We start from the raw sequence: 10,277 nt of genomic DNA on the forward strand, positions 1-10,277 counted from the left end.
CTCGACCCCACACGAAAAGAAGCAGACCAAATACCGTTGTGAACCGACGAGAGTGCTCGTGCCCCAAGGCGCCCTGCTCCCTCGTCGGAGTGTGACTCAACCCGTTTCCAACATATGGCGGGGAACGCCGATGTGAGGGGACGCACTGGTTGCGATAGCCGAGGTTGAGTAGTGTTCGGAGCAGACTGAGGAAGTCAAAGATCTTTTCTGCGTGAGTGCTCTCGGTAGTTCATGTGTAGGCCGGGCACCCGCAGGCAACACACTCGGGTCCGGAGGTCTCAGGCGCCCCGGGTTTCGTGCCCCAGCGACCCAGAACGCCGGCGCCTGCGGAGCGAACCACGTGTCGACGGTCTACCCTGGGTAACCAAGAGCGCATACCGGGCATGAGCAGTGGGAAGACAAAGATGAAGATCCTGATCGTCGAAGACGACGCACGCGTCGCCGAGGCGCTGAGTGCCTACCTGCGCCAAGCCGGCTACACCACACACCGCGTCGAAAACGGGGCCTCCGCAATCGAGGCCATTGGCGCCGACACCGAAGCGGTGATCCTCGATCTCGGGCTCCCGGACATGGACGGGCTCGATGTGTGCCGGCGGATCCGCGGTGTGAGTAGCGTCCCGATCATCATTGCCACCGCACGCAGTAACGTCGAGTCGCGGATCAAGGGGCTGCACGCCGGAGCCGATGACTTCGTCGTGAAGCCCTACGACGTGCGAGAGCTCATCGCCCGCATTGAAGCGGTGACCCGCCGGGCGAGAACGATGGCGCCCTCGCCCGACGGCAGCTCCAACGTGGAGATCGACGGCACCTACATCGACTTCGTGAACCGGATGGTGCTCGCCGACGGGGAGCACATCGAGCTCACCCCGAAGGAGTTTGACATTCTCGCGGTGCTCGCACGCTACCCAGGCGTGGTGACGCCCCGCGACCGCATCATTCGCGAGGTCTGGGGTACGGACTGGGCCGGGTTTAGCCGTTCGCTGGAGGTGCACGTGGCCTCGATCCGCCGCAAACTCAACCGGCCCTCGCTCATCGCGACCGTGCGCGGCGTGGGATACCGGCTGACGGGGGAATAGGCGATGCGCCGGCGTCTCTTCGTGGTCTTCCTCGTCCCGATGACAATCATTCTGCTCGTGCTCGGCGGCGCGTACGGCTGGAGCGCCGCGCGCGCCATCCAGCAGCAGGTCACGACCCAGCTGCTCGCCGATCTGAGCTACTTCACGACGGGCGCGAGGCAGGCGCTGCGCGCAGCGGACCCCGCGATGATCGAGAGCGAGCTGCGGCGCTTCGGGACGCTCTACGACGCGAAGGTGGCGGTCTACGACCGTTCGGGCACCGTCTGGGCGTCGGGGGTGCGGATGCCCGACCTCACTCAGGAAGCCACTGAGCAGCTGAGCCTCGCACTCGCTGGTCGGCGCAGCGAGCCCGTCGGCGATGCTCTGCCGTTGACACTCGGCGAGACCGTCATCGTCTAACCCGTGTTTGACGACGGCAGCGTCATCGGTGCGGTGCGGATCTCAACGAGCAACGAGGCGCCGCGCCGCGCAATCTTGACGCAGTGGAGCGTGCTCGTGCTTGTGAGCGGCCTCACCATTGTCGGGCTCATATGGGCCGTGTATCGGCTCGCGAGCTGGGTGCTGAAACCACTCCACCGGCTCGATAGCGCGATGGCCGCGATCGAGCACGGCGAGATGGGGGCCCGGATCGATGACGAGACAGGGCCGCCCGAGGCGCGACGCATGGTGCGCATGTTCAACCAGATGGCCGAGGAGATCGAGCGGGTCATGACGCGGCAGCAGGAGTTCGTCATGAACGCCTCGCACGAACTGCGCAACCCGCTCGGGGCGCTGCTCATGCGCGTCGAATATCTCGCGACCGGGCTCGACGAGGGGTGGATCGATGACGTTGAGCACGCACGCGACGAAGGTCGGCGCATGACCCGCATCCTCGACACGCTGCTCAATGTCGCGCGCGATGGAAAGTCAGACTCATCCTTCGTCGCGGTGGATCTGTCGGAGCTTGCTGCGGATCGCGCAGCGGGGTGGCACGATCGCGCGGCGGATCGCTGGGTCGTGTTCCACACGCTCACGGACGGCCCTGTACTCAACGCGACGGACCGGATGGCCGTCGAGAGCGCACTTGACGCCATCATCGACAACGCCCTGAAGTTCGCGCCGCGTGGCAGCGTGATCGAGCTGCGCGTAGCCGAGACGGAGGGCTCGCACGTCATCTCGGTGCGGGATCGGGGCCGCGGGCTTGCAGCCGACCAGCTGGAGCAGGCGACCGAACGGTTCTGGCGCAGCCCACAGGACCAAAACGTGCCGGGATCGGGGCTCGGACTCGCGATCGCGTCAGACCTCATGGAAGCGCTCGGCGGTAGGATCGAGCTGCGCTCACCCGACGGTGGGGGCCTCGAAGTGACACTCGTGTTGCCGGCCAGCACCGCCGCAGACGCCGCCGCAGCGCCGGGGGGAGACGCCGATGCGTAACTCGATTCCGTTGGGCCGCCGCGCTGCACGCGCGCTCGCGCTGTCCCTCACCGCGCTGCTCGGAGTGGGAGCGCTCGCCGGGTGCGGTTCCGAGATCCGCGACTCGGGTAGCCACCGGATCGCAGGCGGGGCATCGACGGGAATCTACTATTCCTACGGCGGCGCGCTCGCGGAGCATCTCCGCGATACCGGCTTCGACATTGCGGTCGACGAGACCGGCGGCTCCGTTGACAACCTGCTGCGAGTGGGACGCGGCGAAGCGATTCTCGGGTTCGCCCAGGCCGACGCGGCGGCCGACGCGGTCGCCGGGGTCGGCGCGTTTGACGAGCCGCTCCCGGTGGCCGGTGTCGCCCGGGTCTACGACGAGTATGTGCAGGTCGTCGTCCCCGCAGATTCCCCCGCCACCGAAATCCCGGACCTCGCTGGCCTGCGGGTATCGGTCGGGGAGGCGAACTCGGGGGTCACTGTCATCGCTGACCGAGTGCTGCGTGCGGCTGGGGTCGAACAGGGCGACTTCGTGAGCGTCGACCTCAGCATCCTCGACTCGGCCGAGGCACTCTCCCGAGGTGAGATCGATGCGTTCTTCTGGGTCGGGGGGATTCCGACCCCCGGGATCAAAGTGTTGTCGAAGACGACCCCGCTGCGGATGCTGCCGATCCGCCCGGAGACCGTTGAGAAAGTGAACCCGGGCCATGCTGGCGTCTACCGGCTGTCCGACTTCCCGCTGGGCATCTACGGCACCGACGCAGCCGTCGAGACGATGACCGTGCCGAACTACCTCATCACATCGACGGACGCGCCGGAGCGGCTGGTGTACGAGATGACGCAGACGCTCTTCGAGTCGCGCACTGAGATCGCCCAGTCGGTGCCAGCGGCGGCGCTCCTTGACCGGAGGCAGGCGATATTCACGAGTCCACTGCCGCTACACGCAGGTGCGGCCGAGTACTACGTGCAGAGCCGCGGCTAAGCCTCGCACCGAACCTCAAGAAAAGCTCAAGGCAAGGCTCAAGAAAGCCTCAATGCCCGTGACTTCGGAGGTGGATTTTCACTAGCGTGATGCTGATCGGTTCAAGGACGAGCATTTCAAGCGCTCCTCGAACCAGGCAACCCAAGCAGTGTGCCGACGCAGCGCAGTCCGCGCTCGCGGTCAGGATCCAAAGGTGGAACATAGATGAGTGCGAGCGAACCGCTGGTCGTCGTCGAGAACGTGCAGAAGCACTACGGCGAATTCCAGGCGCTGACCGACGTGAACCTCACGGTCGACCGCGGCGAGGTCGTCGTTGTGATCGGGCCATCTGGCTCCGGTAAGTCGACGCTGTGCCGCTCGATCAATCGTCTCGAGACCATCACGAGCGGCTCGATCCGCATCGACGGCAAGGAACTCCCGGCTGAGGGCAAGGGGCTCGCGAAGCTCCGCGCCGATGTCGGGATGGTGTTCCAATCGTTCAACCTGTTCGCGCACCTGACGATCCTCGAGAACGTGACGCTCGGCCCCATCAAGGTGCTGGGCAAATCGAAGGCCGACGCGAACAAGGAAGCCATGGAGCTCCTCACCCGCGTGGGCGTAGACAAGCAGGCAACGAAGCTCCCCGCGCAGCTCTCCGGCGGGCAGCAGCAGCGCGTCGCCATCGCACGCGCCCTCGCGATGAAGCCCAAGGTCATGCTCTTCGACGAGCCGACCAGCGCGCTCGACCCCGAGATGATCAACGAGGTGCTCGACGTCATGGTCGGCCTCGCGAAAGACGGTATGACGATGGTCGTCGTCACCCACGAGATGGGCTTCGCCCGCAAAGCCGCCGACCGCGTCGTATTCATGGCCGACGGTCGCATCATCGAATCGGCGACCCCAGACGAATTCTTTACGAACCCGCAGAGTGACCGAGCAAAGGACTTCCTGTCCAAGCTCATCACGAACTAATCCGACGGGCGGCCCGCACCGGGCAGCCCAGTCCCAACCGAAAGGAACGCACCATGCGATTCAAGAAAGCTTTCGCAGCAGCAGGCCTCGTCGCAGCGGCCGCGCTCGTCCTCACCGGCTGCAACAGCGGCAGCCCGGCAGCGCCGGAGGGCGACGGCGGCTCGGAGCCCGCAGCAGCGAGCACCCCGTGGACCGTCGAAGAAGGCGTCAGCCTTGAGGGCAGCCCGACCTTCGACAAGATTCAGGAGCGCGGCAAGGTTGTCATCGGCGTCAAGGAAGACCAGCCTGGCCTCGGATACTTCGACAACGTCACCCAGGAGCGAAGCGGCTTCGACGTCGACATCGCCCGCTGGATCGCTGCGTCGCTTGGCATGGACGAGGACGACATCAAGTACAAGGCCATCGCCTCGGCAAACCGCGAACAGGCGATTGTGAACGGTGATGTCGACTACTACGTCGGCACCTACTCGATCAACGACAAGCGCAAGACCGAGATCGATTTTGCCGGCCCGTACTTCATCACCGGCCAGGGCCTCCTCGTACGCCAGGGCGAAACCGACTTCCAGAAGCTCGAAGAGCTCAACGGCAAGACTGTTTGCTCGGCGACCGGCTCAACTCCGATCCAGAATATCAAGGAGAACTTCCCGGAGATTGATCCGCAGGAGTTCGACCTCTACTCGGCATGCGTCGAGAACCTCGTGAACGGCCAGGTCGATGCGGTCACCACCGATCAGGCGATCCTCATCGGCTACGCCGCGCAGCAGCCGGAGAAGCTCATGGTCACGAGCGGCCCCGTCTTCACCGAGGAGCAGTACGGCGTGGGCCTCGCAAAGGGCGATGACGTGCTCCGCGCACACATCAACGACATGTTCACCGACGGCGGCGACGTCTGGACGAAGATCTTCGACCAGAACCTCGGCGACTCCGGCATCACGGTCGAACAGCCCGCGGTCGACGCGTACTAAGCGACCTCAGTTCTGAAGCTCGGGGGTGGCGCATTCCACCCCCGAGTTTCATCTCACAGAAGGAAGACGAATGGACGTCATCTTCGGGAACCTAGACCTCTGGGGGACCGCGATCAAGAACACGCTCATCGTGTTCGCGGGTGGTGGGGTCATCGCCCTGGTGCTCGGCCTGATCGTCGGCGCGATGCGGGTGTCGCCCGTTCCCATCGCCCGCGGCGTCGGCACGGTGTACGTGAACATCATCCGTAACACGCCCCTGACGCTCGTGTTCTTCTTCTTCGTCCGCGGCTACCCGGCTCTCGGGCTGCCACGCCTGAGCCCGCTCGTGCTCGGCATCCTGGCGATCGGTATCTACACCGCGACCTACGTCGCAGAGGTGATCCGCGCCGGCATCAACACCGTTCCCGTCGGGCAGGCCGAGGCCGCTCGCGCGATCGGACTTCCCTTCGGACAGGTCATGACGAACGTCGTCCTCCCGCAGGCCTTTCGCTCCGTCGTGCCACCCATGATGAGCGTGTTTATCGCACTCCTGAAGAACACGACGATCGCCGCGGGCTTCTCGGTCTCCGAGCTCGCTGCGCTCCGCGCCACCGTCAACGACTCGGGCGACCGGCCGGGTAGCCCGATGGAAGTGCTGCTCTGGGTCGCGCTCGTATTCGTGGTCTTGGTATTCGTGCTCAGCGCGATCCAGAACCGGCTTGAGAAGAAATGGAGGATCGTGCGATGAGCACCTCAGTGCTGTACGACGTTCCGGGCCCGAAGGCAATCATGCGCAACCGCCTGATCGCGGTCGCGACGGTGGTTGTCGTCCTCGCGGTCGTCGCGTTCCTCGTCTACCGTTTCGCGCTGTCGGGCCAGTTCTCGGCAACGAAGTGGGGCATTTTCACCTACACCGTGATCTGGGAGCAGATCCTCACCGCGCTCGGGAAGACGCTCGCCGCCTTCGGTCTCGCCGCGGTGCTCAGCCTCGTGCTCGGGTTCGTGCTCGCGATCGGCCGGCTCTCCGACCACCGCTGGGTGCGGGCGCCATTCATGGCGATCACCGAGCTCTTCCGCGCCGTTCCCGTGCTCGTCATGATGATGCTCCTCTACTACGGTCTGCCGTCGGTGGGTGTCAAGATGGAACCCTATTGGGCAGTCGTCATCGCCCTGGTGGTCTACAACGGCTCGGTCCTTGCTGAGGCGCTCCGCGCTGGCATCGAATCGCTGCCGCGCGGCCAGAAAGAGGCAGGCTACGCGATCGGGCTGCGCAAGAGCGGCGTCATGCGGCTCATCCTGCTGCCGCAGGCGGTCCGGGCGATGCTGCCCGTCATCATCGCGCAGCTCGTCGTCACCATGAAGGACACCGCGCTCGGCTTCATCATTACCTACCCTGAGCTGCTGTACCTTGCGAAGCAGCTCAGCAGCAATGCGCAGTTCGAACGACCGCTGCTCCAGTCAGCGTTCGTCATCGGTGGCATCTACATCGTGATGTGTCTCATCATGTCGTGGATTGCGCACATCGTTGAGAAGCGACTGCGGAGCGGCCCCGGGACGGCCGGCGGTGAGACGACGTCGACCGGCACGGTTCCGGTGCAGCCTGGCGATCCGCGCCTGCACCTCGACGGCACGCTCACCGAGGTACTCTCGGTACAGCACGACCGCCCGTAAGCCACACGGGGCTCCGCGAGGCGGGGCCCCGTGCGCTGTGCTTCCTGCGACGCCGTTCCTCCCGAAAGGCCCCATGTTATGAGCCAGCTCGCGCTGCACGCAGCTCTCGCGTTGCCGTTCGACATCGGCGTCGACGGCCTCGACTGGGGCGGCATCCTGCTCCTGCTCCTTGCCGCGTTTGCGGCCGGCTGGGTTGACGCGGTCGTCGGCGGCGGCGGGCTCATCCAACTGCCTGCGCTGCTGCTCGTTCCCGGCCTCACTCCAGTGCAGGCGTTGGCTACGAACAAGCTCGCATCGGTGTTCGGCACTGCCGCGAGCAGCGTGAGCTACTACCGGAGCGTGCGCCCGAGCTTGACGACGGCGCTGCCGATGGCGATCGTTGCGCTGCTCGCCGCGATCGGCGGGGCGTCGCTTGCAGCCTTCCTACCCGCCGAAGTGTTCACACCGATCATCATGGTTGCGCTCATCGTCGTCGCGCTCATCACGATCTTCAAACCGGCGCTCGGCGCGGTCACGAAACTCAAGTACTCAGGTGCGAAACACGTCGGGCTCGCCGGCATCGCAGGCGCGGCGATCGGTTTCTACGACGGACTCATTGGCCCCGGTACTGGTACGTTCCTCGTGATCGCGCTCGTCGGACTGCTCGGCTACGACTTTCTCATGGCGAGCGCGCAAGCGAAGATCGTGAACTTCGCGACCAACCTCGGTGCACTCATCCTGTTCATCCCGCTCGGGGCGGTGCTCTGGCCGCTCGGCCTCCTCATGGCCGTTGCCAACGTTGCTGGCAGCGTCCTCGGGTCGCGGATGGCGATCGCGCGTGGCGCCAAGTTCGTGCGTGTGCTCTTCCTCATCATCGTCGGGGCGCTCATCGTGAAGCTCGGCTTCGATGTGTGGGGCGGGGCCCGGTAGATCTGTCATCGACGATAGCTATGCCAGATCGGGAGTGCCTCGACAGAGCAATCGATGATCGCAGACCTCGCTGGTTGTCGGGTCGAACAGCGTCCCCGCTACATCAGGGAGAACTACCAGAAATTGGGCGTGGTTGACATTGAGGCGACGGGGAATCGTGACTGCGAACAGGCTTGACCGGAGATGGACACGCTCCTAGCTCACCGCGGTCTGTAGCACGTTGATCGATGCTGAGCGGGCGTTGGGGAATGCTCGAGCTTTCGAGTCGCACACGAAGTTGCGTTCTCCCCAAGGACTGGTCCGAAGGCCCTCAGCTGCAACGTCTGTGAATTGAGTGCCGGGCAAGCGCACTACTCAGATTTGGGAATTTCATCGCTCAAACATCGGTCAAACCTTGACTTTGCGAAGATGATCTATAGCGTTTGTTAGTATGAACCCAAGAAATGTGCGTATCGAAAGTGCAACTCGAAGCTGGCGTGTCCCTCGAGTGCTCTCGGTGCTCACAGTCGCTGCGGCACTCATCGCATCGCCACTGCTCGGAAGCGCGACTGCACACGCAGCCACTTCTGTGACCGTGGAGTCGGTACCAGAGCTACAGACGGCTTTTGCCGACGCAGTCACCGACACCGAGATCGTGCTTGGCGCCTCCTTCCCCGAGGCACTTCCTGCTTCCGTTGGGCTGAGTAACTCACACGGTTCGACAATCACGGTGGACGGTGCCGGCCACTAACTGCTGGCGCCACCATCAGGGAACCACCTGAACATTCAGGTCGGCGGGACCACCTCAACGACGCTGCAGAACCTTACCCTCCTCCCAACTCCTGGGCTCAGCAACGGTGGTCTGCAGACCACACAGAACGATGCCGCCACAGTCTCTTTGCGGGCGCTGACGATCTCCGGGATCGGTTCGACTGCGCTCAACCTTGGTGGAGGCGGATCCGGGCTTCTGAGCATCAAAGACGTCACCCTCAGTCGCAACACTGCATCTTCGGCAGCAGCATGCTCGTTCGGGCGCAACAACGCGGCGGCAGAGACAGTGATGGACCGCGTGACTGTGACTGAGAACGTATCGACCGGGGGCTACGGATACTCCGGAGGTGCGGCAAGAGTTGGCGCTGGCAGCGCAGGGAGGCTCACGATCACGAACTCGCTGTTTCGTGACAACTCCTTCAAAGACGGTGGGACCCAACCCAGGGGCGGGGCAATAGCGCTGCATAACTCCAACGTTCTACTTACGCTGCACAACGATCTATTCCAGGGAAACAGCACGTACTCTGCGAGCACTCCGGGCAGTGCCGACGGTGGGGCTATTTCTGTGTTCAATGCAAACTCCAGCATGAAGGGCTCGCTGGTGGTTACGAACAGCACCTTCGAAGGAAACATTGCGGAAGATGACGGGGCAGCGATCTTCATTGAAGGCCGTAACGACTCAGCGAACCGGCCATTCTCGTCCACGATGACGGTCAGTAACTCTACGTTTGTGAACAACTCCTCGGGTGACTCAGGTGGGTCAGACACCGGCGGTGCGATCCAAGCATCCCTCCGGGTCGACGTGAATATCAGTAACAGCACGTTCGTGGGCAACACAAAGGCCGATGGTCGAGGCGGAGTCGATTTCGGTACGCACAGCTCGATCGGATCTGGCGGGTTCCTCCGGCCGATCGGGGCCATCTCGGACAACATCTTCACCCTGAGTAATTCTGTCTCGGGCCTCACATGCACGGGCGGGGCGGGCTGCAAACTGCCAGCTGCTCAACAAGACGCATTCGTGCTTGGTGTCTTTGGGACAGCAAGCCCGGTGGCTGCGGCGAACAACACCTCGGTCCAAGCGGGAGACAGTCGTGACGCTGCTGAACATGCCGCCGTCCCGACAGTTGCCATTGTGCCGCCGCTCACCTCGGACACTCACACCGCTTCACGCGTTGTCACGGCCAGCGGAGGCCTGACTGCCGACGAGCGAGGGGTTGAGTATCGGGCCGGCGACGAACAAGACGCGGGCAGCTACACGATGGACTACGTTCGCTTTAACGCCGTTGAAAATGGCGGATCCTGGTCGGGGCTCGCGCCAGCGCTCCCTGGCGCTGCAGGTACTTTCGTAAGTGACTCGACAGCAACGGGCGGGTGGTTCGAAGTTGCGAATCCCGGTGATCCTGTTGACCTCCCGAGCGTCGATCCTACTCCACCAGCTGGCAGCACGTTCGTCGGTTGGTTCGACAGCCCCACCGGTGGACAAGCGGTGACCGAGGCGATCGCCAGCGGGCAGACCGTGTTCGCGCAGTTTGCTGTGGTGTCGCACACGGTGACGTTTGATCCTGCGAATGGTGGCGCGGTGTTTACTGCGGATGT

At 63.9% G+C, this 10,277-nt stretch carries 11 protein-coding genes; all 11 read left to right on the forward strand.

The window, feature by feature from the left end:
- The first annotated feature begins 404 nt into the window (after nucleotides 1-404).
- Nucleotides 405-1,076 (forward strand): response regulator transcription factor, encoded by a 672-nt coding sequence (locus AUL38_RS14300; RefSeq protein WP_059063065.1) that lies wholly within the window; start codon nucleotides 405-407, stop codon nucleotides 1,074-1,076.
- Nucleotides 1,077-1,079: 3 nt separating this feature from the next.
- Nucleotides 1,080-1,475 carry a hypothetical protein gene (locus tag AUL38_RS17810; RefSeq protein WP_235590744.1) on the forward strand — a complete coding sequence of 132 codons (396 nt, stop codon included), beginning with the start codon at nucleotides 1,080-1,082 and terminating at the stop codon, nucleotides 1,473-1,475.
- 3 nt (nucleotides 1,476-1,478) lie between these two features.
- Complete coding sequence (locus AUL38_RS14305) at nucleotides 1,479-2,489, forward strand: HAMP domain-containing sensor histidine kinase (RefSeq protein ID WP_235590745.1); 1,011 nt, start codon at nucleotides 1,479-1,481, stop codon at nucleotides 2,487-2,489.
- On the forward strand, nucleotides 2,482-3,456 hold the full coding sequence (locus AUL38_RS14310) for a TAXI family TRAP transporter solute-binding subunit (RefSeq protein WP_059063068.1): 975 nt from the start codon (nucleotides 2,482-2,484) through the stop codon (nucleotides 3,454-3,456). The genes AUL38_RS14305 and AUL38_RS14310 overlap by 8 nt, the downstream gene beginning before the upstream one ends.
- Before the next feature lie 204 nt (nucleotides 3,457-3,660).
- Nucleotides 3,661-4,407 (forward strand): amino acid ABC transporter ATP-binding protein, encoded by a 747-nt coding sequence (locus AUL38_RS14315; RefSeq protein ID WP_059063075.1) that lies wholly within the window; start codon nucleotides 3,661-3,663, stop codon nucleotides 4,405-4,407.
- A gap of 53 nt (nucleotides 4,408-4,460) precedes the next feature.
- Nucleotides 4,461-5,372 (forward strand): glutamate ABC transporter substrate-binding protein, encoded by a 912-nt coding sequence (locus AUL38_RS14320; protein WP_059063077.1) that lies wholly within the window; start codon nucleotides 4,461-4,463, stop codon nucleotides 5,370-5,372.
- 70 nt (nucleotides 5,373-5,442) lie between these two features.
- A complete protein-coding gene (locus AUL38_RS14325; RefSeq protein WP_059063079.1) occupies nucleotides 5,443-6,099 on the forward strand; it encodes an amino acid ABC transporter permease in 657 nt (218 codons plus the stop codon).
- Nucleotides 6,096-7,022 carry an amino acid ABC transporter permease gene (locus tag AUL38_RS14330; RefSeq protein WP_059063094.1) on the forward strand — a complete coding sequence of 309 codons (927 nt, stop codon included), beginning with the start codon at nucleotides 6,096-6,098 and terminating at the stop codon, nucleotides 7,020-7,022. The genes AUL38_RS14325 and AUL38_RS14330 overlap by 4 nt, the downstream gene beginning before the upstream one ends.
- A gap of 78 nt (nucleotides 7,023-7,100) precedes the next feature.
- Nucleotides 7,101-7,931 carry a TSUP family transporter gene (locus AUL38_RS14335; RefSeq protein WP_059063081.1) on the forward strand — a complete coding sequence of 277 codons (831 nt, stop codon included), beginning with the start codon at nucleotides 7,101-7,103 and terminating at the stop codon, nucleotides 7,929-7,931.
- Between the two features lie 496 nt (nucleotides 7,932-8,427).
- Nucleotides 8,428-8,661, forward strand: a complete 234-nt coding sequence (locus tag AUL38_RS14340) for a hypothetical protein (protein WP_153006620.1) — start codon at nucleotides 8,428-8,430, stop codon at nucleotides 8,659-8,661.
- A gap of 621 nt (nucleotides 8,662-9,282) precedes the next feature.
- A partial coding sequence (locus tag AUL38_RS14345; RefSeq protein ID WP_369795326.1) for a hypothetical protein occupies nucleotides 9,283-10,277 on the forward strand: 995 nt, incomplete at its 3' end.

It is taken from the genome of Leucobacter sp. G161, from assembly GCF_001482305.1.
Classification (GTDB): Bacteria; Actinomycetota; Actinomycetes; order Actinomycetales; family Microbacteriaceae; genus Leucobacter.